23 protein-coding genes are annotated in these 25620 nt (G+C 66.6%); 6 read left to right on the plus strand and 17 right to left on the minus strand.

Annotated elements, in window-relative coordinates; genetic code table 11:
* Window positions 1-36 precede the first annotated feature (36 nt).
* Genes ACW62_RS18430 through ACW62_RS18440 form a run of 3 tightly spaced genes read right to left on the minus strand, consistent with a single transcriptional unit; the run spans window position 37 to window position 2806 of the window.
* Window positions 37-819: an SDR family NAD(P)-dependent oxidoreductase gene (locus ACW62_RS18430; RefSeq protein ID WP_083459900.1), complete on the minus strand. Its 783-nt coding sequence runs from the start codon at window positions 817-819 to the stop codon at window positions 37-39.
* Window positions 816-1925, minus strand: a complete 1110-nt coding sequence (locus tag ACW62_RS18435; RefSeq protein ID WP_053205583.1) for a pyridoxal-phosphate dependent enzyme — start codon at window positions 1923-1925, stop codon at window positions 816-818. Before ACW62_RS18435 ends, ACW62_RS18430 begins: the two co-directional genes overlap by 4 nt.
* Window positions 1922-2806: a succinylglutamate desuccinylase/aspartoacylase family protein gene (locus ACW62_RS18440; protein WP_240477350.1), complete on the minus strand. Its 885-nt coding sequence runs from the start codon at window positions 2804-2806 to the stop codon at window positions 1922-1924. Before ACW62_RS18440 ends, ACW62_RS18435 begins: the two co-directional genes overlap by 4 nt.
* 176 nt (window positions 2807-2982) lie before the next feature.
* Between ACW62_RS18440 and ACW62_RS18445 the strand changes: the two genes are divergently transcribed.
* Window positions 2983-4065, plus strand: a complete 1083-nt coding sequence (locus ACW62_RS18445; RefSeq protein ID WP_083459902.1) for an NAD-dependent epimerase/dehydratase family protein — start codon at window positions 2983-2985, stop codon at window positions 4063-4065.
* A 378-nt stretch (window positions 4066-4443) separates the two neighbouring features.
* Here the strand turns inward: ACW62_RS18445 and ACW62_RS18450 are convergent, their stop codons facing one another.
* On the minus strand, window positions 4444-5502 hold the full coding sequence (locus ACW62_RS18450; RefSeq protein ID WP_053205586.1) for a sugar phosphate nucleotidyltransferase: 1059 nt from the start codon (window positions 5500-5502) through the stop codon (window positions 4444-4446).
* Window positions 5503-5735: 233 nt separating this feature from the next.
* Here ACW62_RS18450 and ACW62_RS18455 point away from each other — a divergent pair, with 233 nt between their 5' ends.
* Both ACW62_RS18455 and ACW62_RS18460 read left to right on the plus strand, forming a co-directional pair.
* Window positions 5736-6752 carry an ATP-grasp domain-containing protein gene (locus ACW62_RS18455; protein WP_053205587.1) on the plus strand — a complete coding sequence of 339 codons (1017 nt, stop codon included), beginning with the start codon at window positions 5736-5738 and terminating at the stop codon, window positions 6750-6752.
* 3 nt (window positions 6753-6755) lie between these two features.
* On the plus strand, window positions 6756-7394 hold the full coding sequence (locus ACW62_RS18460) for a metallophosphoesterase family protein (RefSeq protein WP_053205588.1): 639 nt from the start codon (window positions 6756-6758) through the stop codon (window positions 7392-7394).
* Here ACW62_RS18460 and neuC read toward each other — a convergent pair.
* From neuC to ACW62_RS18485, 5 genes are read right to left on the minus strand one after another with little or no spacing between them, the layout of a single operon-like run.
* Window positions 7367-8560: a UDP-N-acetylglucosamine 2-epimerase gene (neuC, locus tag ACW62_RS18465; protein WP_169792085.1), complete on the minus strand. Its 1194-nt coding sequence runs from the start codon at window positions 8558-8560 to the stop codon at window positions 7367-7369. The two genes, ACW62_RS18460 and neuC, sit on opposite strands and share 28 nt — an antisense overlap.
* Before the next feature lie 20 nt (window positions 8561-8580).
* Window positions 8581-9624, minus strand: a complete 1044-nt coding sequence (locus ACW62_RS18470; protein ID WP_083459905.1) for an NAD-dependent epimerase/dehydratase family protein — start codon at window positions 9622-9624, stop codon at window positions 8581-8583.
* A 58-nt stretch (window positions 9625-9682) separates the two neighbouring features.
* Entirely contained in the window at window positions 9683-10507 is an 825-nt protein-coding gene (locus ACW62_RS18475; protein WP_083459906.1) for an SDR family NAD(P)-dependent oxidoreductase, read from the minus strand.
* Entirely contained in the window at window positions 10500-11597 is a 1098-nt protein-coding gene (locus tag ACW62_RS18480) for a DegT/DnrJ/EryC1/StrS family aminotransferase (protein ID WP_205629451.1), read from the minus strand. The genes ACW62_RS18475 and ACW62_RS18480 overlap by 8 nt, the downstream gene beginning before the upstream one ends.
* 20 nt (window positions 11598-11617) lie before the next feature.
* Entirely contained in the window at window positions 11618-12610 is a 993-nt protein-coding gene (locus tag ACW62_RS18485; protein WP_053205894.1) for an SDR family NAD(P)-dependent oxidoreductase, read from the minus strand.
* A gap of 212 nt (window positions 12611-12822) precedes the next feature.
* On the opposite strand from ACW62_RS18485, the gene ACW62_RS18490 reads away from it, so the two are divergent.
* Complete coding sequence (locus ACW62_RS18490) at window positions 12823-15498, plus strand: alpha-L-rhamnosidase (protein ID WP_083459907.1); 2676 nt, start codon at window positions 12823-12825, stop codon at window positions 15496-15498.
* Window positions 15499-15506: 8 nt separating this feature from the next.
* Here the strand turns inward: ACW62_RS18490 and ACW62_RS18495 are convergent, their stop codons facing one another.
* Complete coding sequence (locus tag ACW62_RS18495; protein ID WP_053205593.1) at window positions 15507-16778, minus strand: glycosyltransferase; 1272 nt, start codon at window positions 16776-16778, stop codon at window positions 15507-15509.
* A gap of 119 nt (window positions 16779-16897) precedes the next feature.
* Here ACW62_RS18495 and ACW62_RS18500 point away from each other — a divergent pair, with 119 nt between their 5' ends.
* Both ACW62_RS18500 and ACW62_RS18505 read left to right on the plus strand, forming a co-directional pair.
* A complete protein-coding gene (locus ACW62_RS18500) occupies window positions 16898-17725 on the plus strand; it encodes an LLM class F420-dependent oxidoreductase (protein ID WP_053205594.1) in 828 nt (275 codons plus the stop codon).
* A gap of 48 nt (window positions 17726-17773) precedes the next feature.
* The gene (locus ACW62_RS18505; protein WP_053205595.1) at window positions 17774-18721 is read left to right on the plus strand and encodes a Gfo/Idh/MocA family oxidoreductase; all 948 of its coding nucleotides are present in this window, start codon (window positions 17774-17776) and stop codon (window positions 18719-18721) included.
* Here the strand turns inward: ACW62_RS18505 and ACW62_RS18510 are convergent.
* From ACW62_RS18510 to ACW62_RS18540, 7 genes are all read right to left on the minus strand, one after another.
* A complete protein-coding gene (locus ACW62_RS18510; RefSeq protein WP_169792087.1) occupies window positions 18662-19477 on the minus strand; it encodes an aminotransferase class IV in 816 nt (271 codons plus the stop codon). The genes ACW62_RS18505 and ACW62_RS18510 overlap by 60 nt on opposite strands.
* A gap of 61 nt (window positions 19478-19538) precedes the next feature.
* Window positions 19539-20645: a pyridoxal-phosphate dependent enzyme gene (locus ACW62_RS18515; protein ID WP_169792088.1), complete on the minus strand. Its 1107-nt coding sequence runs from the start codon at window positions 20643-20645 to the stop codon at window positions 19539-19541.
* A 66-nt stretch (window positions 20646-20711) separates the two neighbouring features.
* Window positions 20712-21803 carry an NAD-dependent epimerase/dehydratase family protein gene (locus ACW62_RS18520; RefSeq protein WP_157574839.1) on the minus strand — a complete coding sequence of 364 codons (1092 nt, stop codon included), beginning with the start codon at window positions 21801-21803 and terminating at the stop codon, window positions 20712-20714.
* A gap of 203 nt (window positions 21804-22006) precedes the next feature.
* Window positions 22007-22933: an aldo/keto reductase family protein gene (locus ACW62_RS18525; protein ID WP_205629452.1), complete on the minus strand. Its 927-nt coding sequence runs from the start codon at window positions 22931-22933 to the stop codon at window positions 22007-22009.
* Window positions 22934-23089: 156 nt separating this feature from the next.
* Window positions 23090-23872, minus strand: a complete 783-nt coding sequence (locus ACW62_RS18530) for an ABC transporter ATP-binding protein (RefSeq protein ID WP_053205599.1) — start codon at window positions 23870-23872, stop codon at window positions 23090-23092.
* Window positions 23859-24848, minus strand: coding sequence for an ABC transporter ATP-binding protein (locus ACW62_RS18535; protein ID WP_053205600.1), 990 nt, complete (start codon window positions 24846-24848; stop codon window positions 23859-23861). Before ACW62_RS18535 ends, ACW62_RS18530 begins: the two co-directional genes overlap by 14 nt.
* Complete coding sequence (locus tag ACW62_RS18540; RefSeq protein WP_240477351.1) at window positions 24848-25597, minus strand: ABC transporter permease; 750 nt, start codon at window positions 25595-25597, stop codon at window positions 24848-24850. The genes ACW62_RS18535 and ACW62_RS18540 overlap by 1 nt, the downstream gene beginning before the upstream one ends.
* Between the last annotated feature and the right edge of the window lie 23 nt (window positions 25598-25620).

Here is a 25620-nt window from a genome sequence, read left to right on the forward strand (position 1 = left end):
CGCCGGCACAACACGAGCGAGGTCGTGTCGCTTGGCTCACCAGGCCGTCCAACCTCCGTCGACGACGATCTCCGTGCCGGTGACGAAGCTTGCCTCGGCCGACACCAGGAACGCGATGGCGGCAGCCACTTCCTCCGGCTGCCCCATCCGGCCCATCGGGGTCGCGTCAGCGAGAGCCTTCATGGCGTCCGACGCCAACGGGACCTTTCCCACGTTGATCATGCCCGGCGACACCGTGTTCACGCGCACACCCATCGGGGCACCGGCCACGGCAAGCTCGCGAGAGAGCATTCGAAGCGCCCCCTTCGATGCGGAATAGGACGCGTCACGGACCGGGCCGTCGGCGGTATGGGCCGGCAACCTCGGCTGATAGAAGGCGTTGTTCAGCGCGACTCGTCCGTAGACGGAGGCGACGTTGACAACGGCACCGCCACCGGCGTCCTTCATCCGGCGCATTGCAGCGAACGACAGGAACGCAGCCGCCTCGACGTTGAGTGCGAAGTTGTCTCGCCACCTTCCGAGATCCTGGGCGAACAACGGGGCGAGGTTCGAGTCTCCGGCGTTGTTCACCAGCGCGCCGACGGTCTCCGTCCTGGCGTCGACGGCATCACAGATGGCACTCCGACCGGCTTCCGTGGTCACGTCCGCAGGAACGATGACGGCGGGTTCGGCGCCCAGCAGGTCCGCGGTCTCGTCCAGCAAAGCTTTCCGGCGTCCGACCAGAACGCACACGAATCCCGCGTCAGCCAGCCGCACCGCGGTTGACCGGCCGATTCCGGTTCCTGCCCCCGTGACCACAGCGAGCCGGCCGTTGTTCACTGGTGCCTCCCGGCGAGGTGACGGTCAGAGGAGTCCAGCCCCGTGGCCCACATGTCTACCTGCGGTGCCACATCGGAGAACGTCACGATCGGAAGCTTGCCGGCAGCTGCGCCGAAGCGGCCGAGATCCTTCCAACCCGCCCCGGACAGAATCAGGACTGGATGGGCGTGGCGGTCCACGCGCCCGGACTCGACGTCGCGGACCAGCGCGGCAAGCGTCGTTGCCGCCGCCGGCTCGACGAAGATGCCCTCCACCGTGGCGAGTAGACGCTGGGCCGCGAGAATCTCGTCGTCAGACGTCATCGTTCCCCAGCCTTGGGATCGCTCGACGGCTTCAACGGCCATCGGCCCGTCTGGCGGGCTGGGCACCTGGAGCCCCGAAACGAGGCTGTCGCAGTGCGCGATCACCGGGATGGGGACGCCGCCGTCGAGAAAACGAACGACCGGCGCACATCCACTCGGCTGGCAGGCGACGACGTGGGCGTCGTGTTCGCGCTGGCGCAAACCACGAGCCAACGCGACCAGCAGACCTCCGCCCCCAGCGGGGACGAAGACGTGACTGGCGGTGGGGACCTGCTCGGTGAGTTCGTAGCCGATCGTGTCGACTCCTCGCATACCGTCGTGGTTCATCGCGTGCGCGGTGATGCCGAGGTACAGGCCGTGCCGCTCGGCCGCGTCACGGATCTCGTCCATCAGCCCGGTGAGCTCACGACTCGTCGCACCATCGCCGACGCCGTCCACGCCGATGACGGCGACCGCGTACGGCTGCAACGGGATGCTCTTCTCCAACGGAGCCGTTGCGACCAGGCAGAGGAAGCCCGGCAGTCCGGAACGTGTGCCGTACGCCGCCATCGCCAGCCCAGCGTTGCCCGACGAGGACGCGATCCATCCCCGCTTGCGCTGCTGGCGGGCCAGTGACAGGGACATGGCTGCCACCCGGTCTTTGTAGGAGCCGGTGGGGTTCTGGGTCTCCAGCTTCGCAGACAGTCGCCGGAGGCCGAGCCGTCCGGCAATCGCGGGCAGCTCCACCACGGGCGTGTCGCCCTCCCCAAGCGTCACGAACTGGTCGACCCTTGGCAGATCGGCGGCGAAACGGCTGATCGTCATCCCACCGCTCCGCTCTCGACGCGACCCAATGCGAAGAGCACCTCGCCCGCGCGGGTCCTCGCCTGCCGGCGCAGGAACATCACCATGCCGTCGGACGGCGTCGTGATGGTTTCCAGCAGTTCGCCGGCGTAGGAGTAGAGACGACCCACCTCCTCGCCGGACCCGACGACGGCACCCGCATTCACTGTGCTGACGAAGAGACCGTCGTGTCGAGCGGCGACGCCCGCGTCGAGATCACCCCCGTCGTAGACCCACCGCGGCCCTGACACCGGCCGTCGACGAAACGGCGCCGGCAGCATGCCGAACTCCGCCAGAACCGAGAGCACGCCGCGGACGTACACCTCCAGCTGATCGGAGCGGATGCTCCCCCCGCCGGAGCTCTCGGCGTATATGGCCGGGATGCCGCGCTCGATCGCCACGCTGACGCTCCGCCCGGGGGCCACGGCTGAATGTGCCCAGACCAGTGGCGCTCCGAACGCCAGCGCCGCCCGTTCCGACTGCTCCGCACCACTCCTCCATTGGACGAAACCGCAGAACAGCGGCATCCGGTAGCGGCGTCCTGCCGAGTGGAGATCCACCAGCAGATCGGCGTCGGCGATCACGCCATCGGTGAGGCCCGCGGCGATGGCAGCGGTCTGAGATCCGCCATCACCAGGGAAGGAGCGTGCCAGATCAGCACCGTCCAGCGGGCTGGTCCGGCTCGCCGCGGCCCAGGCCGCCGGGTGGGCCGGCGCCACGGCCCGCACGGTGCCAGCGAGTTCAGCGTCCCGAAGCTCATGGAGCACCTGCAGTACCGCAAGGACGCCCTCGTCCTCGTCGCCGTGGACGCCGCCGAGCAGCGCGAGTGTCGGCCCGGGCCGCTGGCCGCGTGCCGTCGTCATGGTCACGCCGCTGGCGAGCATGGTGTGGTCAAGTGATGTCTGCATCCGCCCCTGCCTAGAACGTCGTCGGCGCCACACTGCCCGCGCCCCTGTCCTAACATCCAGATCTCGGCAATACTGAAACACAGGTTCCATTTCAATGCTACTGCTCGGCCCAGATCGAGAGTGGAGACGGCATGCGAGTTCTGGTGACAGGTGCTGCCGGCCGGGTCGGCGCGAACATGGTCAAACGGCTGGTGACCTCCGGCGCGGACGTCAGGGCGATGATCCTTCCCGGTGATCCACACCGGCCCAAGCTGGACGCGTTCCCCGCCGTCGACGTCGTAGAGGCGGACCTCGGTGATCAGCGCGCGATCGACCACGCGTGCCGCGACGTCACGCACGTCGTACACCTGGCGGCCCAGTTGATCCGCGGCGACACGCCGGTAGATCGCTTCTACGACGTCAATGCGCTCGGCACTCTCCGCCTGCTCGAAGGCGTCTTGCGCTCCAGCGCGAAGCCCGAGAGGTTCGTGCTGGCGAGCTCGGACGGCACCTACCGGCCGGGCCGGCCACCGGAATGGCCGCTGCGGGAGCGTTCGCGGCAGGAGCCGGCCGACCACTACGGCACCAGCAAACTCCTCGGCGAGGTGATCCTGCGCAACCACGCCGCCCAGTTCGACATCCCCTACTCGATCGTGCGTTTCGCGACTGTGGTCAGCCCGGAGGAGGCCGGGACCATGTTCCGGCTGAGCTTCTGGCGAGCGGTGCTCGGCTGGCAGGCACTGGGGCGCAACTCACATCTGTGGCCGCTGTTCGACGGCCAGCCGAACCTAGTGAAGCTGTTCGACGAACAGGCCGGCCATGCCGCACCGGACACCGCGGTGGGCCTGCGTGATCCCGACCTGCAGCCCTGGACCATGTCCTTGCTCGACGTGCGGGACGCCGTCGAGGGCGTCTACCGCGCCCTCACGGAACCCGGCGCTGTCGGACACGCGTTCAACCTGGCGGAGCGGACGCCGTCGCGACACGACCAGGCCGCGACGGTGATTTCCGAGATGTACGGCGTACCCAAGCTCATGGTGACGATGCCGATCCGGCACCGCCTGGAGTTGAGCATCGACTCCGCCATCGGCCGCATCGGATTCTGGCCGGAGCGCGATTTCCGCGGCATGGTGCGGGACGGCCTTCGAGCCGACGCCGACTACGTATGCGCGCAATCCACCTCGGGCGTCGCATCGATTTGGGATCGGAACACTGGCAGCGCGGCAGCGACATGACCCGGACGGCGCAGGAACGAATATCGGACAGGTCCGAGTTGATTTAATGTCCAGTGAATGCTACTCATAGCATTCGCCTACTATGTGTACACCGGGCGGGCGTTGACAGCACAACGACACGGTACTTAGCTTCTCACTAAGAACTATCTATTTCATTGAGCAAACCTCGGGCCATTGGGGGTGAGTCCGACTCGAGCTCATCGGTGCCAACAGATCTGTGTGGCCTGCGCCGTCGGGTGGGTTCCTTCCAACCACTCCGCAGCGGTCGGCAACTCGCCGTCGGCGAAGGGCGGAGGGCTCCCGATGAGTGCGGGGCCGCCGACTCTGCAATGTCGGCGGTCCCGTTCGAGCACGTCCGACAGGCGAAACCTCGCATCATCATCGATCGCCTCGGGCCCTCGCCAGCTCCTCGGGCCTGCCGATGTCCTGCCAGCCCTCGTGCAGCCGCCAGAGTCCCACCGGCTCACCTCGGTGCAGACAATCGTCGAGCAAAGAGGTGATAGGAAACAACTCTCCTGGTGGGATTCGGTCGAGCAGCCTCGGCTCGATAACATATATGCCGGCGTTGACCGACCACGAGACCGTTGGCTTCTCGACGATCCGCCGCAGACGGCGGCCGCGGTCGGCCTCCAGAACCCCGAAAGGCACCTGGTGCTGATGCGCACTGGTGGCGACCGTCGCGACCACGCCTGCCTCCGCGTGGGTATCGAGCAGGTCACCCACGGCGAATTCGGTGACGAGGTCGCCGTTCATGACGAGCACGGGCGCGGCTGGCGCATGCGAGCGGAGCAACCCCAACGGGCCGCCGGTGCCCAACGGCTGGTTGGGCTCCTCGCGGAGATACGTGATGGAACAGCCGAAGCGCGCGCCGTCGCCGAAGTGCGCCTCGATGACGTCGCGTAGGTGATTTACGGAGATGAAGATCTGGTCGATGCCCATGCCGACCAGATGGAGTACGAGGCGCTCGAGGATGGGCCGACCCGCCACCGGCAGCATCGGCTTCGGCACCGTATCGGTGAGCGGCGCCAGCCGGGTTCCCCGGCCGCCGGCCATCAGCACGGCCCAGTTGTCCCGCCGATCGCCGCCGATCACCCGTTGGCCCGCGTGTACTCCCACGACACGGCCAGACGCATCGACCACCGGTAGCTCGGCGATTCTGAGGGCGCGCATGACGTCGAGGACGTGCGCGCGGCTGTGATCGGGCGGGACCGTCGCCACCGGAGGGTGAACGTGCTCTCGAGCCGGGTCGGCCATGCCCGCGCCGGCAATGAGCGCTTGATGGATCGCCGTTGCGTCGAGCACGCCGACGAGCCTGTCCCGCTCATCGACGACGTGCACCGTCTCCACACCATGCTTCTCGATGACGACGAGGCAATCCCGCAAGGATGCCTCGGCACTGGCAACCACGTCGGCCAGCTTGGTCTCGTATCGGTTCATTCGCCGGCGACCTCCCTTCAGCCGTGAGCTCACCGCGGCGGCCCTGACGTGCATCCACACTCACGCCCGCAAGGGGCGCGTCGGCAGGGGGCGACTTCTCTTGATCTCCCCGGCGGCGTCCGCGGAACCGCGTCTGAAGTGGCCCCCTGGCCGTTGAGCCACCCCGGGCGACAGCATCGACACGGGACCGGACGAGGACCCGGTCTCACCCAATACGCGACCTAGGAGTTCGTGTGGAGACCAGAATCCGGGTCGCCGTCACCGGAGCAGGAGGCGGTGTCGGGCAGAGCATCCTCAAGGCGCTGCAGGGCAGCGCGTACGACGTGGTGGCACTCGACGCCCATGCTCTGGCCACCGGGCTCTATGCGGCGCGGAAGTCCTATCTGATCCCTCGTCCAGACGACCCCGACTTCGTCGACGAGGTCCTGACGATCTGCCAGAAGGAGAGCTGCCGGCTGCTCTTTCCCGGCCTCGACACCGAGCTGCCCGTGCTCGCGCAGGAGGCGCGCAGGTTCGTCGAAGTCGGAACCATCCCGATCGTCTCCTCACCGGACGTCGTCGAGCTCTGCGACAACAAGCTGGCCACCTACCAGGCCCTCTCCCGGCATGGGATCGGCGTTCCAGTGACGATGAACCTGAGCGGGAACGCCACCGCCGGTATTCCTCTTCCGTACCCGTACGTGGTCAAGAAACGGGAAGGCGGGTCCCGCTCCCGCGATGTGCACGTCGTACGCAACGCCGGCGACCTGACCGCCCTGAAGGCAAGCGGCGTCGACCTGTCGCTGTTCGTCGCCCAGGAACACATCGATGGGGAGGAGTTCACCTGCGGTTCGGTCAATCTCGACGGCACGTGTCATGGCGTCATCGTGATGCGCCGATTGCTCCGCGACGGTGACACCTACAGGTGCTTCGTCGTCAGCGATGACACCGTCGAGGCCGAGGTGTACAAGGCGATGGACGCCGTCAAGCCGTTCGGTGCGTGCAACGTCCAGCTTCGAATGCGGGACGGCCGGCCCTTCATCTTCGAGATCAACGCTCGTTGCTCCGGCACCACGGCGGCACGAGCGATGAGCGGATTCAACGAGCCGAGAATGATCGCCGACTATCTGTGTCGCGGGATCGCACCGTCGTACGCCGTCACGGAGCAGACGATCCTGCGGTACTGGCGAGAGCGTGTCGTGCCGAACTCCGCCGTCGAGGACCTGACACGTGATCGCGTCCTCACACGGTCCAGCCCCGAGCCCTTGTAGCGCATGGCACTGGTCGTCTTCAGCGATGTTCACGGCAATCTTCCCGCCCTCGAGCTCATGCTCGAGCACGCCGGTCATGCCGACGGGTACGTATGCCTGGGCGATGTCGTCGGCTATGGGCCGTGGAGCAATGAGTGCGTCGACCTCGTCACCGCGCTGCCGAATCTCGTCTACCTCGAGGGCAATCATGAGGCTGACTTCGTCCGTGGGCGCTACGCGGGCCGGAATCCGGTCGCCCAGCAGTTCTTCGACGTCTGCCACCCTCGGTTCACCCGGTTCGAGGAGATCTCGACGCTTGACACCAGTCACCACCGGAACGGGTTCACCTTCGCTCATACGATCGACGGCCGCTACATCTTTCCCGACACACCCATCGGCCTGGACGGCAACTACGTGCTCGGTCACACGCATCGTCAGTTCAGCGTGCGCCGGCCGCCGTTCTGGCTGCACAACCCAGGCAGTGTCGGCCAGAACCGTCGCTACATCGACGTCGTCGACTACATGACCCTGGAGGCCGAGACGATGACATTCAGCCCCCGCTCGTTCACCTATGACGTCGACCTGGTCGTCAACGAGATGCGGTCTCGGGACTACCCCGCGTCATGCGTGGGCTACTACGCCGGCAAGCCGCGCCGCGGCTGACCGCCAGGGCGGTTCACGGACTCGCACCCCCGATCGGCGAACGTCTTCGGCTGCAGGGACCCCAGCTCGACGTTCTTCACGATCGCGACGATGCGGGCGGCGGCTCGCCCGTCGCCGAACGGCGACACGGCGCTTCGGGCGAGTGCCTGGTGCCCGGGCGTCAACGCGAGGCGGATCGCGGACTCGATCTCCTCCGCCTGCTCACCACAGTCGATCACCGAGGTCGCCCTCGGCCGGCCGTCCTGGCGGGTGCCGATGTTGACCGTGGGTGTCTGCAGTGCTGGTGCCTCCACCAGACCGCTGGAGGAGTTCCCCACGACCATGGCGGCCTGCTTGACCAGGCTCAGGTAGCCGGTCTGACCGAGCGAGGACACGACACTGACGCGGGAGGCGTGGCGAAGCCCGTAGGCGCGGATCGCGGCCGCGACACTCGATCCGTCCCGGTCGACGTTCGTGGCAGTGAAGACCACGCTTGCGTCGGGCACGCGATCGAGAGCCGTCAGGAGACCGACGAGACCGTCACGGCTTCCGTCCGGATCGGCCGTCGCCGGGTGATAGGTCACGACGATCACGGGATCCCGAAGTTCCATGCCGATCCGACGTTCCAGTTCCGGACGCCCGAGGAGGGGTGCCGACCTGATGGTGTCCAAACTGGGAACGCCAGTCGAGTGGACGGTCTCGGGGCGCTCCCCCATCTGGATGACCCGCTGGCGAAATTCCTCGTTCGCGGTGAAGTGAAGGTGGGCCAGCTTGGTGATCGCGTGGCGAGCGGAATCGTCGGTCGAGCCATAGGACAGCTCACCGCCGCTGATGTGCGCGATCGGGAGCAGGCGCATGCTGGCTGTCACCGCCGCTGCGAGCGCCTCATAGCGATCCCCGAGCAAGATCAGCAGGTCTGGCCCGACGCGATCGAGTGCCTCGGCGCAGCCGATCACGCCGAGCGCGAACGATTTCGCCGCACCCGTCGCGGTGTCGCTCGCCAGTACCATTTCCACCCGTTCGTCGATGCGAAAGCCGTCGGCTTCGATCTGGCGCACGGTCATGCCCTGGTCCGCGACCAGGTGGCCGCCGGACACGATGAGGCTGAGCTCGATCTCCGGGTCGTCCTCCAATGCGTGGATCAGCGCGAGCAACGGCCCGTAGTCGGCCCTGGAGCCCGTGAACACGCACACTCGCCGCATCGCCGTCACGCTTCACCAACGGGGACGTCGCCCGTCGGAGGCGCCCCGGAGGACGCCAGTGCCGTTCGCAGGGTCGCCTCGTAGTCCCACCTGGGCCGGTATCCCAGGAGGCGCCGAGCCTTGGCGGTGGCCACTTCGAAAGCCAACGTCACCGGCAGCCGGACGGTCACGGCGTCGACGCCGGCGAGCTTCCGCATGACCGCGGCGGCCTCGGCTGTCGTCGTCGTGCGCGGGCCCAGGATGTTGAAGACCTCGTTCGCCGCGTGGGGGTGATCGATGGCCAGCTCGGTGCCGGCGACCGCGTCGCGGACGTCGGTCAAGTGGATCGCCCATGGCTCACCTCGCGGTCCGGCGAGGTCCACGGCTGGGTTGCCGTCACGGCCGGCGGTGGCCGCGTCGACCAGGTGCGCGAGGTCGCCGCAGGCCGCGAAGAGCGGCCAGAGGTTGCTCCGCCGGCCGGCCTGAGCGTGCGCCACGAGGAACGTTCGCACCCAGTCTCTGCGGAAGAGCCCGATGGACTCGTCGGGTGCGATCACCGACCCCAGGCGCAGGATCGTGTACTCGATCCCATGGAGCACGTGATAGTTGACCACCACCTGCTCCGCGAGGACTTTTGACATGCCGTAGTAGTCCCCGGGGACGGCGGGCTGCAGCTCGGTGATCGGCACCGTCGTGGGGACACCGGGACGGTAGACGTTGTCCGTGCTGGCCAGGACGAACCGACGCACCGGCTTCGCCTGCGATACGGCGGCCTCGAGGAGTCGCAGTGTTCCCCCGGCGTTGACGTCCACGAATTCGTCGGCAGGCGTATCACCGATGGTCATCCGTGCCGCCAGGTGGACGACGACGTCCACCTGGCTGACGGCACGAGTCAGCGCCGCGGTATCGGCGAGGGATGCTTCGACCACCTCGATGTCATCCGCAATCGACCGATGTGGCGACCGCCCCCCTGGTCGTACGGTGCCCCGAACCTGGTGACCGGAGCGCAGGAGCCTTAGAGCCAGGCTCGTCCCCACCCGGCCGGCCACGCCTGTGACAAGGATCCTCATCGCCGATGTTCACTCCTTCATCACTCGTTGTCGCCGGCATCGCGGCCGGCAGCAGGACTCACCAAACCGACCAGCCGCCGTCGACGACGATCTCCGTACCGGTGATGAACGCCGCCACATCGGAGGCCAAGAACTCCACCACGGCGGCGACCTCGTCGGGCTCGCCCATGCGCTGCAGCGGTGTCGCCCGAGCGAATCCGGCGATCCGATCGGCGGCAAACGACCGCTCGGGAGTGTCGATCATGCCGGGCGACACCGTATTCGCCCGGATGTTCCACGGACCAGCCGCTACGGCCAGCTCACGGGTCAGAGCCGCCACCCCACCCTTGGAAGCGTGATAGGCGGGTGCGCGCACGGGTCCGGACGGCCCGTCGGTCGAGTACACCCCGGCGTAGTACTCCGTGTTCAAGCCGAGCGAGCCGTACACCGACCCGACGTTCACCACGCAACCGGTTCGATGTGGCTTCATCCGCTCGATCGCCCAGGCCGAGAGCACCGCGACCGCCACCAGATTGGTGTTCAACTCGCCAGACCAGTCCTCCGTCGACTGGCTGAACAGCGGCATCGCCGTGCATCGGGCGGCGCAGTTGACCAGCATGTCCAACCGCCCACCCGAGACCACTGCCCAGGTCTCGGCAACGGCCGAACGCCCGTGGTCTGTCGCGATATCGCACGTCACGGTCGCGATCGGCCAGCCCAGGGTCGCGGCCTCATCCGCCGTGCTGCGCAGATCGTCGTCGTCCAGACCGGCGATCACGCATCGCCACCCGTGCTGCACCAGGCGCAGCACGACGGCCCGGCCGATCCCCCGTCCACCACCCGTGACGATGGCAACTGGGCCAGAGGAACGCCCGCCAGAACCGTCGGTCGCTCGTTCACGCATTGCCAAGCCCTTTGGTCAAGGCGGCGATCACCGCGATCTGGTCGTCCGCGGTGAGATGCGCCGAACTCGGCAACGACAGGCCGCGCCGATAGACATTGTCCGCGACCTCACCGGCCAGCCGTTCGACCGAGCGGTACGGTCGCTGCCGGTGCAACGGTGGCCACAGTCGGCGGGCCTGGATCCGCTCCTCGGCCATCACCGCGAGTACCGCGTCAGGATCTGCTGCGCCGTCGCTGAGCAACACGGAGTAGAGCCAGTGGGTCGGTTCGGCCCAAGCGGCGCGCGGCGGCGCCGACACCGGCAGATCATGCAGCAGCCGGTCGTATCGACTGGCGATGGCCCGCTTCGCGCGTAGCCGATCCGCCAGCCGTTCGAGCTGTGCGACGCCCAGCGCTGCCGCCAGATTGCTGAGGCGGTAGTTGTACCCAACGGTGTCATGGACATATCTGCCGCCCGAAGCCTTCGCCTGGGCGCACAGATGCCTCGCGGTCGCGGCCAGTCCGCCATCGTTGGTGACGATCATGCCTCCACCGCCACTGGTGATGATCTTGTTGCCGTTGAACGAGAAGCAACCGAAGGCGCCGACGGTCCCGGCCTGCCGCCCCTGGGTATCGCACACCGCGCCCAGCGACTCCGCCGCGTCCTCGACGATGACGATGCCGAATCGGTCCCGCAACTCGACCAACGGCTCGAGTCGCGCCGGGTGGCCTAGTACGTGCACGACTTCGACCACATCCGGCATCGGTGCACCCGTCCGAGCCCGCCGCACGACGTCGTCGTGGAGCAGTTCGGTGTTCATGTTCCATGTGTCGCGCTCGCTGTCTACCAGCAGGAGGTCGGCGCCGGTATAGCGGATCGCGTTGGCCGACGCGATGAACGTGAAATCCGAGACAGCCACCAGCGCACCCGGCTGAGCGCCGGCCAGTCTGAGCGCCACGTGCAGCGCAGCCGTGCCGGTGGCGCACGCCACCGCGTTCCCGGACCCGACGGCGTCGGCGAACGCGGCCTCGAAACGCTCCACGAAGGGCCCTGCCGCGATGAAGCCGGAGTCGATGCACTCCTGCAGGTACCGGCCCTCGTTCCCGTCCAAGGTCGGTACTGCGAGGGGAATCACCGCTGATACCTCGCCGTCAGCTCGGCGTGGACTCTCGGCTCCAGCCATCGCGCGGTGGCGGCCAGCCCTTCGGTCAGCGGCGTCGACGCTTGCCAGCGCAACTCGCGCTTCGCCCGGCTCGCATCGGACAACAGCACCTGCACCTCACTCGCCTCCGGCCGGACCCGTTCTGCCTCGCTGATCGCCTCGGCCTCGGTACCGACGACCTCGCAGCACAGCGTGAACAGGTCACCGATCGACACCGTGGTCCCTGTCCCGAGCTGAACGACCGACCCCGCTGGCAGGGTGGACGCGCCCATCCGAACGAACCCGTCCACCGTGTCAGCTACGTAGGTCAGATCTCGCCGCGGTGTGAGGCTGCCCAGCCGCACGGCCCCGGCGCCGGAAAGCAACTGGCCCAGGATCGTAGGCACCACGGCCCGGGCCGACTGCCGCGGCCCGTAGGTGTTGAACGGCCGCAGCGTCAGGACGTCCGCGCCGAACGAACGGACGTATGCCTCGCAGAGCTGATCCGCGGCGATCTTGGTGGCCGCGTACGGGGACTGCCCGCGCAATGGATGATCCTCGGTGATCGGCACTGACGTGGGAGTCCCGTACACCTCACTCGTCGAGGTGTGCACCACCCTGACACCCGAATCCCGGACGGCCTCGAGCACATTGAGCAGGCCGATGATGTTGGTGTCGATGAACGACCGCGGCGCCTGATAGCTGTACGGAATCGCGATGAGGGCCGCCAAGTGGAAGACGACGTCGACACCACGCACTGCATCCTCGACCGAACGCGCGTCACGGACGTCGCCCAGCCGGAACTCCAGATCGGCTCGCTGTGTCCGGGCCAGCTCGTCCAGCCAACCATACGAGCCGTTCGAGTTGTACACGCAGAAGGCGCGCACGCTCGCCGCCTCGGACAGAAGACGCTCCACCAGATGACTACCAATGAATCCGTCGGCCCCGGTCACCAGCACCCTGGCGCCGCTCAGGTCGCTCACGCCGCGCTCCTCTCGACCCAGCTCACTCTGGTCCGCGGAGACGCCCGGCAGGAGGAGGCGCTTTCTGGCGCCAGGCACAGCGCTCGGATCCGGACTCCGCGCGTGCGGTATCTTGGTTAGTGAAACGCTCGTCTCGTTGTCCAGCGCAGCAGCCCACTTTGAGTGCCCGCTTCGCCGTGGCAGGCGCCTGGCGTGAATTCGAGGAGACGCGTGTGACCGCACCGACGCACCTGCGAGTCGAGCACCTCGACGAGGCGCTGGGGATCACCATGCAGAATCCGCGGCTGTCGTGGCGGATTCCGGCAGGTACCCGCCGGCAGCTCGCCTACCAGATCCGGGCCGGCGCATGGGACTCCGGCCGAGTGGATTCGAGCCGGTCACTGCTGGTGTCGTACGCCGGACCGTCGCTCCACTCGGGCGATCGTGTCGAGTGGAGCGTCCGGGTCTGGACCGACGCCGGAGAGAGTTCATGGGCAGCCGCCTCCTGGTGGGAGATGGGATTGCTCCGCCCAGACGACTGGATAGCTGAATGGATCGAGCCCACCGAGTCCGACGAGACGCGCGCCACGACGCCCCGCCCTGCCCATCTCCTGCGCGGGTCCTTCGACGTCGACCGTCCCGTGGCCAGGGCACGACTGCACGCCACCGCACACGGGATCTACGAATGCTTTCTCAACGGGCGCCGGATCGGTGACCTGGAGTTGACGCCGGGATTCACCAGCTACGAATCCACGTTGCAGGTGCAGACGTACGACGTCACCGACCTGCTGGTTCCTGGCGAGAACACGCTGGGCGCGGTTCTGTCCGACGGTTGGTTCCGCGGTCAGAACGGAGGACTGCGCCTCACTGACATCTACGGCGACAGCGTTGCGCTGCTCGCCCAGCTCCAGCTGTATGGCGTCGACGGGTCACAGACGTCAGCTGGGACGGGTCCGAACTGGTCCTCGCGGATCGGGCCGATCCACGCTGCGGACCTGATTCAGGGACAAGGCGTCGATTTCCGCACGACGATCGGCGAGTGGTGCCGGCCTGACCCACGGGACACGGGCTGGTCTGCGGTAGCCGTCCGCGACCACGACCTGACTCGGCTCCGATCCTCGCCCGCGCCCCCGGTGCGGCGCACCCAGGCACTTCGACCGGTCGCCGTCACCCGGCCGCGCCCCGACCGGCAAGTGTTCGATCTCGGGCAGAACATCAACGGCTGGATCATGCTCACCAACCTGGGCCGCGACGGAACCGAGTTGCGCCTGACCCACGGCGAGGCGCTCGACGAGTACGGAGACGTGACGCTCGACCACCTTGTGGTGCAGCCGAGTGAGGAGCTAGTGCAACGAGAGCCGAAGTGCGCGAACCTCGACCTCCCGCTCCAGGAAGACCACGTCAAGTCGGCGGGGACTTCGGACGACCGGTTCGAACCCCGGCACACGATCCATGGATTCCAGTACGTCCGAGTCGAAGGTCACCCGGACGGCCTGACGGAGGACGACCTGACCGGCATAGTCGTCCATACCGATGCCCGTCGCACTGGGTGGTTCGAATGTAGCGACGACCGGATCAACCGGCTGCACGAGGCGGCGGTGTGGAGCTTCCGAGACAACGCCTGCGATATCCCGACCGACTGTCCTACGCGCGAACGGGCCGGCTGGACCGGCGATTGGCAGATCTTCGTCTCGACGGCGGCGTTGGTCTACGACGTCGCCGGCTTCTCCGCGAAGTGGCTGCGCGACCTTGCCGCCGAGCAGGAGCCGAGCGGCCGCGTGGTGGACCAGATCCCCAACACCGTGCCCATGGACCTGGCGAAGCTGCTGGGTTTCGAGAACGGCGCCGCGGGCTGGGGCGACGCCGCGGTCGTCGTGCCATGGGAGATCTACCGCGCTTATGGCGACCGAGATCTCCTGGCCGAGCAGTGGCCGTCCATGACCGCATGGGTCGAGTACGCCGCCGGCATCGCCCGGGCGCAGCGCCATCCGGACCGAGTGGCATCGCGGCCCGGTGCCGCCCCGCACGAGACATTCCTCTGGGACGCCGGTTTTCACTGGGGGGAATGGCTCGAGCCTGGGATCGACGACATCGGGGCGCACATCGCGGGACTCGCGGCCAGCGACCACGGCGACGTCGCGACTTCCTATCTCCACCGTTCGGCGCAGCTCGTGGCCAAGATCGCCGCAGTACTGGGCCGCGACGACGACGAGAGGCACTACCGAGGACTTGCGGCTGCTGCCCGGGATGCCTGGCAGCGCGAGTTCATCAAACCTGACAGGACCCTGACGCACGCCACTCAGGCCACGCATGTCCGAACGCTCGCTTTCGGCCTGGCTCCGTCCGACCTCCGTGCATCGCTGACGCGGCAGCTCGTGGGCCTGGTCCGTGCCGCCGGGACGCACCTGGGCACCGGATTCCTAGCTACGCCGCACCTGCTGCCCGTCCTGGCCGACAACGGGCATCTGGAGGTCGCCTACGACCTCCTGCTCCAGGACACCCCGCCGTCGTGGTTGACGATGATCGACCGAGGCGCGACGACCGTCTGGGAACTCTGGGGAGGGCTCGACGAGAACGGCACGGCCCGGGCGTCACTCAACCATTACAGCAAGGGTGCGGTCATCTCGTTCCTGCACCGCCACGTCGCGGGCATCCGCCTGCTCGATACCGGTCCGGCGTACCAGCGGTTCGAGATCGCGCCCATGCCTGGCGGTAACCTCACCTGGGCACGAGCCGTACACGAATCCCCCTACGGCCGCATAGAAGCGTCCTGGCAGACGGACGCACACAGGTTCAGGCTCGACCTCGATGTGCCGCCGGGCACCAGCGCGCTGGTTCGCCTTCCGGACGGCCGGAATGTCGAAACCGAGCCCGGGAGATCGAGCTACACGTGCCTCGTCCGTTGTTGAGCGATCCCTCATGCCAAGGTCTCGAGAATCTTCACCGCGCTGCCCACTCCATCCTCGGTGCGGATCGACTGGCCAAGCGAGCGCGCACGGCTGGCCATGCCCTGATCTGTGGCGGCGAGGCGAATCGCCTCGGCAAGCCGTTCCGGACTCAAATCTGCTTGGGGTTGTGGGGACGGCGACACGCCGCTGGCGTGCATACGGGCGGCGTAGAAGTGCTGCCCGGTCATGAAGGGACACACGACCTGTGGACGACCGGATGCCATGGCTACGGCCGTCGTACCGATACCACCATGGTGAACGATCGCGGCCATCCTCGGGAACAACCAGTCGAACGGCACCTGGCTGATGTGCAGAACTTGATCATCACGCGTGCCGGGCACGATGCCGCCACGAGCGGCATCGACAATGGCGCGTGCGCCGGAGAGCCTGATCGCCTCTCCCACCACTCGTCCCGTTCGCACGGGGTCGGTTCCGACCAAGCTGCCGAACCCGACGTAGACGGGCGGTGCCCCGCAATCCAGGAAGTCCAGCAGCTCCCGCGGCGGCGACCAGTCCGCCGCGGGCGGCAGGAACCAGAAGCCTGTGGTGTGCGACCACGATGGATAGTCCATCGGCTGAGGCAGGAGCATCGGGCTGAAGGCTTGCAGGACGGTGGCCGCGTCGCCGCCAGGGCGCCGTAGAACGTTCCGGTGACCGCGACGACGAGGTAGGCGTAGGACCTCACGGCGCCACCGGGCGCTGTTTCGGTCGCCGACGATGCCTCGGATCCACACGTTGGTCGCCCGATAGGACAGGCGGTTGAGCACACTCGGGATGCGGAACGGCACCATCGGATTGGCGAACGACCTCGTCGACACGGACACCGGCTCGACGCACACAGGGACACCCGGCACCGACAACCGTTCGGCGATCTCGTGGCCCAAGGTGAGCGCGTGGAACACCACCAGGTCCGGGCGGTACTCGAGGGCAGCAGCGCCGAGGTCGTCCAAGGATCGCCTCATCATCGGCCTGAACCGCCGCATCGCCCGCCCACCACGTGCTAGACCGCCGAGACCGCCGAAATTGGTCTCGAACGCCGCGCTAACGACAGCATCGCTCATGACCTCATCCCATCGATCATGGACGCCGAGAAACGGCACACTGAACGGCGACGCAAGCACCGCTGACCTCGATGGCGCCCCCAACGCCACCTGGTGGCCAGCATCTCGCAGCGCACGAGACAGGGCCACGAAGGGTTGAACGTCGCCACGTGTACCGAGCGTCATGACCAGGACCTTCATGAGGGGATGCTCTCCGCTGAGCAGCCCTCCAGGGAGGGGACGGATTACACGCGGGGCCCCGCCGCAGACGGAAGCCGCCCCCGAGGAACCGCGACAGAGAGACTGATATCACCGTATTCATGCGATTCGGCATCTCAACGCTGGCAACCGATGAGGGAGTCAGACCGGACAAGATCGCCGAGGAAGCCGAGCGGCGCGGATTCGAGTCTCTCTTCTTCTCCGAGCACTCCCACATCCCGGTATCGACGAAATACCCGCTGCCCGGACAAGAACTTCCGCGCTCGTATTGCCGATCACTCGATCCGTTCATCGCGATGACAGTCGCCACAGAGGCAACATCGACGTTGCTCGTGGGTACCGGCGTAGCCATCCTCGTCCAACGCGACCTTCTGTACACAGCGAAGGAGGCCGCAACCCTGGACTATCTGTCGAACGGGCGGCTGATCCTCGGAGTCGGGGTGGGATGGAATTTAGACGAGATGCGCAACCATGGCATCGACCCGCACACACGCGGTGCGCTACTGGACGAGCAGATCCCGGCCTTGCGTGCGCTCTGGACGCAAGATCGGGGCGAATACCACGGTGAGTACGTCGACTTCGATCCCGTGCTCACCTGGCCAAAGCCGATACAGCACCCGCACCCCCCGATATATGTCGGCGGAAGCAGCCGGGCAGCGGCGGACCGCGCCCGGCGACTTGACTGCGGATGGATGCCGATAGCCGTTGACGAACCGGCCAAGATCACCAGTCAGCTCGACCTGGTCCGAGACGGCACTGGATCAGACGTACCGGTGACTGTCTGTGTGCTGGACGACGACGTCGACGTGGTCGCCGGATACGTCGATGCCAAGGTCGAGCGCATCCTTCTCCACCTCGACCCCGCTCCTGAAGGAGCGACGTTCAACCGCCTCGATCAACTCGCCGAGCTGATCGACGCCGCACTCTGACCCGATCGTGAAGGAGCAGCGAACACCATGAGACCCCGACGGATCGGCGTGATCGGCACCGCGAACACTCATGCGTACGAGTTCATCGGCATCATCAACGGCTGGCGCGACGGAGTGCCTCTGCCGGAACGGCTCAGTACGGGACTGCCTACCGGCATCATGCATGAGGCCTTCGGCACTTACCTGCGCGATGCCGCTCGACTGTGGCCGGAGAGCATCTCCTTCGACGATGTCACCGTCACCCGGCTGTGGCCCGAAAACGCAGGCGAAGGCGAGCTGATAGCGGCGGCGTGCGGGGTGCAGATCGTCGATGAACCCGCCGACGCCACCCAGGACGTCGATGCGGTCATGGTCCTCACCGAGGATCCGCACCTCCACGTACCACATAGTGCCTATAGCCTCGACGCCCGCCTACCCACATTCGTGGACAAGCCACTTGCTCGTGACATCGAGCAGGCGACCGCGATCGCCACACGTGCTGAGGCCAGTGGGACCCCGTGGTACAGCTGCTCGACCTTGCGGTTCCAGCCAGGCATCGACGCGCTCCGAGAAGCGCTGCACGTAGACCACGGCGGTGTCCGAAGCCTCTACATCCAGTGCCCGCTGCGCGCACAGCTCTACGGCATCCATGGCGTCGAACTCTTCCGGACCTTGGTGAAGGACGCGTCGGTGCAGAACATCCACGCACTGTCAACGGAGCTGACCGAGGTCGTCATACTCGAGCTCGATGGCAACAGAACCGTGACGCTGGCGAACAATGGCCTGGTGGACAGAATGAGCTACGTCGCCGTCATTCAGACCCGGATGAGCGATCACCTCTGGAAGGCCCAAGACTTCGGCTTGATGAACGCACGCTTTCTCCGATCGTTCGCGGACTTCACGCGAACCGGAAGAGCACCTGTCGACGTGGACGAATGTCTCGCCTCCTTTACGACGTCAGCTCGAATCCTCGACGAACTCGCCGCCAACAGGCGCCAAACTCGATCGATGGCCTGATCGACCGCCACCGGCCACCGCAGCACAAATCGCTTCGGAGACACCGAGAGCGGCCGAGGTGATGGCTGCACAGTCGACAGGGAGATCTCGGTTCACAGGGCCGCGGATTCGGCTGGCTGGACGCATCTCGAAACCTGTGCCCAACACCGCCGCGCCGTCGCACTGCTCCAAGTCCTGGAACGTGCATGCCCGTTCCTCGCATTCGCCGAGTTCCATCAGCACTCGGCGGGTGATGCCGTCGAGGATGCCCTCCGACAGCGGGGGCGTGAATATCCGACCTCCGGAGGCCCAAGCGAACGACAGCACCGGGCCCTCGAGGACGCGACTGGTGCGCTGGTCGAAGAAGAGCGCCGCGTCGAGACCTGCCTCCCGTGCCAAGCGATTCGCGTGCATGTTCGCGGCATACGAGAGCGACTTGACCCCGGCGAGCAGGGGCGTCACCAGATGGGGCACCATGAGAAGCGAGAAGGCCGCTGGGAAGAGAAGGCGCTCCTCCTCGAGCACTATCCGTGTACCGGCGCGAGTGACGATGATCCGTATGAGGTGCCCTGGCGCGATCAGAGCACACATCCGAGCGCACTCGTCGAACAACGACGGCGCATCGTAGGTGAGATGGAGCGCGTCAGCCGACGCAGCGAGTCGGTTGAGGTGCGCCTCGAGAGCGAAGGGGGCATCGCCGTAAAGGCGCACGACCTCGAACACGCCATCTCCGCGAGTGAATCCCTCGTCCAGCACGGGAACGGTGACATCCGCCACCGTGAGACACACTCCATTGACCATGGCTGCCAGCTCATGGCCCCGCTGGGGCCCAGATGTATCACCGCTCATGGGGCCTCCTGATCGTTCTGGCCCACGCGTCCACGCGCCCGGGCAGCTGTCCGACCTCGATGGGACGGTCGGCGTCGGCGTCGTTCGCAAAAGCCGACAGGTCCTTCCAGCCGGCGCCGGAGAGAACGACCACAGGGTTGTCCGCTGCTGTCAGCCGGCCAGACGCGGCATCGCTGATCAATGCCGCCAGCGCCACAGCGGCGGCCGGCTCGACGAGCACCCCCTCGGTCGTGGCCAGGAGCCGTTGTGCCTGGCCGACAGCGTCATCGGTGACCACAGTTCCCCAGCCCCCGGATTCGACGACAGCCTTGGCTGCGAGCAGTCCGTCAGGTGGGTTCGGCAACTGCAAGGACAGAATGCTGCTCTCGCCGCGCCGGATCTCGGGGACCGGGATCTCCCCCGCCAGGAAGCGGACGATCGGCGCACAGCCGACGGGCTGGGACGCGATGACCCTGGAGGGCACGCTTCGGATCCGCAGGCCTCTTGCCGTGGCCGTCAGCAGACCGCCGCCGCCGGCCGGAAGGTAGACGTGGGTCGCCTCGGGATCCTGCTCGGCCAGCTCGAAACCGAGCGTATCCACTCCCCTCATGCCATCCGGATTGAAGGCGTGCAGCGTGACGCCCACGAAAAGGTCGTGCCTCGCAGCCGCAAGAGACACCTCCTGCAAGAGCTCGCTGAGCGCCGTGCTGGTCGACTCCCGATCGATGCCGTCGACCGGGACGACCTCGACGTCATAAGGCGCGAGAGCAAGTCGCTTCTCTCTGGGAGCCGAGCCGCCTATGAAGATCTGCCCAGGCAGCCCCGCCCGCGTTCCGTACGCCGCCATTGCCAATCCGGCATTTCCTGACGACGTCGTGATCCAGCCAGGATTCCCTCGCTGCAAGGCGAGCGACACCGACATCGCTGCCACCCGGTCCTTGTACGAGCCCGTGGGGTTCAGTGTCTCCATCTTCGCTGCCAGCCGCCGTAGGCCAAGCCTCGCAGCCAGCCGCTCGAGGGACACCAGCGGAGTGCTTCCCTCGCCCAGGCTGACGAATCGATCGACAGGCGGCAGATCCCTGGCGAATCGGCTGAGCCCGGCACCGTTCTCGGTCAATGTACGCCTCCCGGCCTCGACTCGAATGGGTACGCCGTGGCCATCGGTGGGTCCCGGTGACACGGCCTAGGCGAGGGACCCGACCCCGGTCTTCGAATCGGCCGGCACGTATGTCTGCGCTGGCGGCTCCACGTCAACGGCGGTCTGGACCATGCTGCGGTAGTCATGGCGCGGCCGGTAGCCGAGCGTGGTCCGGGCCGCCTCGATGCTGTCTTCGAGGCGCCAGGTGAGGGGCATCTCCACGACGAGTTTCGGCAGTTCCAACAGCTCCGACACGACGGTTGCACCCTCGTCGTGCGTTGTCGAGGCAGCCGCAGCGACATTGAACGCCCGTCCAACGGCGGCAGGCTCCGTCAGAGCCAGGTAGATACCGTCGACCGCGTCGCGCACATCGAGCAGATGCATCGCCCAGGGAACACCGCCTGGACCGACCAGGCCAACTGCCGTGGCGTCGGGGCACCCGACCGCGGCGGCGTCGAGGATGTCGCGCAGGTTCGGCTGTCCGTGGAAGAGCGGCCACAGGTGATTGTTCTTACCCTGCGCCTGCCAGGAGAGAAACGCCCGCATGAAGGGCAGCTGGAACAGCTTCGGCGCTTCTTCCGGACTGACAACTGTGACGAGCCGCGCGATCGAGAACGGGATGTCGAACTGGGCTGCATGATTTCGGAGAATGATCTCACCCAGCAACTTGCTCGTGCCGTAGTAGTCAGCAGGTTCCTGCACGACATCCTCGGTCAGCGGGGTCGCCGGCGGTGCACCCGGCCGATACGTTCCCTCCGTGCTCGCCAGCACGAACCGCTCGATGTCTGCGCCCGAACGGAGGACTCCTTCCAGGAGCCGCAACGTCCCGAAGGCGTTCGTGTCATAGAACTCGTCCACGGGGGTGTCCCCGCGCACCAGTTGCGCCGCGAGGTGTACGACATGACTGACACCCCTGCACGCATCGACGATTCGAGCCTGATCCTTCAGATCGGCCTCGACGATCTCGATGTCGGCGAACCCATCCAGCTTCTTCCGTTGCGGATCGCCGGGCGCGACCATCGCCCTGACCGGGATCTGGGTGTTGACCAGCCGCTTCACCATGTTGGCGCCGACTCGACCCGTCGCTCCAGTAACGAGAACCTTCATTTCAGCCGCCCTAAGATCGATCTCACCCACGCCGACTCGGCCACACCATGGAACGCCTCGCAACAAATGCCGGCCAGAACGCCAGCGATCACGGCTAGTCCGATCTTCGATCGGCGCGACGATCACCAGACATTCTATGCAACGGAACGGCTGTTTCAGTCTTGTGCGTCAGCATGCGCATGTCAACCCGATCTGGGCAGCATGGCGAAGCCCCAGGTGCTGAGAGAAGGTCGTCAGGCCATCTGCACCGGCCGAAGGGCGTCGTCGATCTTGCCGATGACATCGGAGTCAAGGCGAGTGCCCGACGCCAGCACGTTGTCCTCGAGCTGCGTCAGCCTCGAGGCGCCGACCACGACACCCGACACCGCCTGCCTGCGCAGGCACCACGCCAGGGCCAGTCTGGCCGGCGACACACCCGCCGTCTCCGCGACGTCCCGGAAGTCCTGTGCGGCCTCGAGAACCCCGGACTTGAAGTACTGCTTCGCCATCCATTGCCAATTGGGGCCAGCGGCACGGGTGCCCGGCTGTGGCTCCGTGGCCGGACGATACTTCCCGGTGAGCACGCCGTCCGCCAGCGGCGAGTACGCGAGCACCCCGACTCCCAGGTCCGCGCACGAGGCCAATGCCCGCTGTTCGGGAGCGCGCCACAGTGCCGAGTACCGCAATTGGTTACTGACGGGAATCGCCAAGCCCACCTCACGGCACAGCTTGACGAGGTGGTGAAGCTGCGCAGGGTCCCATTCGGACACACCCCAGTAGAGAATCTTCCCGCTCCGGACAAGATCGGTCATGGTGCTCGCCGTCTCCTCCACAGGCGTGTCCGGGTCGAAGCGATGACACTGGTAGAGGTCGATGTAGTCCATGCCCAGGCGTCGCAGCGATCCATCCACTTGGCCGACGATGTGCTTACGTGACAGGCCACGCTCCAGCGGTGTCGGTCCCATCGGCGCGCACACCTTCGTCGCCACGATGTACGTCTCGCGAGCCAGAGGCGCCAGCGCGCGCCCGAGCACCCGTTCCGCATCGCCTTCGTCGCCGTGGGGATACACATTGGCTGTGTCGAACAGGTTGACGCCGAGCTCATGCGCTCGGCGCGTCACATCGATCGCCACGTCCGCTGGAGCGTCTCCACCATGAGTCAGCCAGGTGCCCAGCGCCACCTCGGACACCTCGAGCCCGCACCGACCCAGTCGTCGATACCTCACGTCGTCGTCCTCCTTCGTCATGTCGCCCCCGCGTCGTGATATCAGCGACGCTGGTGGCGATGACAGGAGTCGGCCTCCGCCTAGTGGATCAACGCGTGACCCCGAAGGCGATCAGATGATGGCGTCGGCGGCATCATGCGACGCGCCGAGACTGACCGCCCGCGCCGCATTGACCAGGCTCTTCGTGTATTCGTGCTCGGGGTACCTCAGAACGCTGGCCGTTGGTCCAGACTCGACGATCTCACCGTTTCGCATGACGATGACCTGTTCACAGACCCGGCCCACGACGGCAAGGTCATGGGACACGATGACCATGGTCAGACCCAGCCGGCGACGTATCTCGATAAGCAGGTTGAGTACCTGCGCCTGGATCGACACGTCCAAAGCGCTGGTCGGCTCGTCGGCGTAGAGCATCGTGGGATTCACGGTGAGCGCCCGCGCAATGGCCACACGTTGGAGCTGGCCGCCGGAGAGCTGGTGGGGGTAACGCTGCAACGCCTCCGGACCGAGCCCGACGACTGTCAGCCACTGCCCGAGCTCCTCATCGGACGGCGTGCGCCGTTCCAGTGACTTCGTCGGCTCCGCCAAGGACTGCCCGACCCGCATACGCGGATCGAGGGAGCTGGCAGGGCTCTGGAACACGATCTGGTTCCGTCGCCGGAAACCGCGTGGCTCACGATCGAGCCATTCGGAGATGTCCCGCCCGTCATAACGCGCGATCCCCGACTGCACCGGCATGAGGCCGCACAGCACGCGGATCAGGGTCGACTTGCCTGAGCCTGACTCGCCGACGATTCCCAGTGTCGAGTCCTGCTCGATCGAGAAGCTGAGGTCCTTCAGTACGGGAGCACGCCCGTAGCTGAACGAGAGCGCGTTGATCTCAACGAGTGCCATGTGAGCCCGCCTTCACGTCCACTGAGGGATTCCAGCAGGTGAAACGACGTTCGGAATCCACGTTCTTCATCGGGGGGACGGCTTCGCAAGCATCGGTGGCGTATGCGCAACGGTTACGAAAGGCGCATCCGCTGGGCGCCGCGCCCGGTGCCGGCACGGATCCCGTGATGGTCGGCAATGGCTGGCCGATCAACACATCGGTCTCGTCGGAGGAGATCAGCCCCGGGTTGGCCGCCACCAGGGCCTCTGTATACCGATGGCGCGGATCGCCGATGACCGCGTCGCTCGGGCCGACCTCGACCAGCCGCCCGCTGTACAACACGGCGACCTGCTCGCTCACAGCCCTGACGACACCCAGATCGTGGCTGACGAAGAGCATCGCCATCTGCTTCTCGCTGCTCAGCCGGACCAGGAGGTCCAGGATCTCCTTCTGGACGGTGACGTCCAGAGCCGTGGTCGGTTCGTCGGCGATGAGCAGCTTCGGGTCGCATGCGATCGCCATCGCGATCAACACTCGCTGTTGCTGACCACCAGACAGTTGATGGGGGTAGCAACGTGCGAGCCGGTCGGGGTCTGGGAGCCGAACCTGTGTCATCAGGTCATGCACCCGCGCACGCAACTGTGCGCGAGACGTTCGGGCATGCAGCCGGATCGCTTCGCCGATCTGCCGGCCCACGCGCATGGTCGGGTTGAGCGCACGCAGCGGGTCCTGGAAGATCATGCCCACATCGGAGCCACGGATCCTGGCGAGATCCTTCTCACCGCATCCGATCAGCTCGCGGCCGTCGAACTGCACCGACCCGGTCACTCGGCAGTCACGATGCTGCAGCCCCACGAGGCTCATGGCCGTCATCGTCTTACCTGACCCGGATTCGCCGACCAGGCCCAACCTGGCGCCCCGCTCGATGTCGAGTTCGTCGATCCCGACGATCTGGTTGTTGCCCACGTGGATTGTCAGGTCACGAATCGTCAGCATCAGACCACCACCTCGCGAGCGTGCCGCGGGTCGAGCCTCGACCGAAGCCCGTCACCGAGGAGATTGAATCCCAGCACGGCGAGCATGATGCACACGCCCGGGAACACGACCAGCGACGGAGCCTGCCCGATGACGGACTGTGACTCGAACAACAGGCGTCCCCATGACGGCGTCGGCCGCTGCGCACCGAGTCCGAGGTACGACAGAGCCGCCTCGGTGAGGATCGCGCCGGCGAACATCATCGAAGCCATGACAATGATGAGGGGGCCGAGATTCGGAAGGACGTGCCGGAACAACACGAACGACCGACTACGCCCGTACGCCATCGCAGCCTCGACGAACTCGCGAGCGAGCACCTGACGCGCGGGCCCGATCACGATCCGCGCGGCTCCGGGCACGAACCAGACGACGATCGCCACGATCGCGGTCGTGTTGCTCGGCCCGAAGAACGTCGCCAGGACGAGAGCGACGAGGATGCCGGGCAACGCGATGGCGACGTCCGTGGCTCGGGTGAGTGTGTCGGACCAGAACCGCCCACCGCCTGCCGCGGTGAGTCCGAGCGCAACGCCGAGGACGACTGCTCCAGCCGTGGAGAGGACCGCAACCAGGAGCGAGTTCAGGGCCCCGGCCATCAACTGCGCCACGACGTCCCTGCCCAGCTGATCGGTGCCGAGCAGGTGTCCGTCGGTCCAAGGCGGCGCCATCTTGTTCGTCACGTCCAGTGCAGCCGGGTCATAGGGCGTCCACACCAATGAGAGCAACCCCGCAAGGA

Source organism: Jiangella muralis, from assembly GCF_001270745.1.
Taxonomy (GTDB): Bacteria; Actinomycetota; Actinomycetes; order Jiangellales; family Jiangellaceae; genus Jiangella; species Jiangella muralis.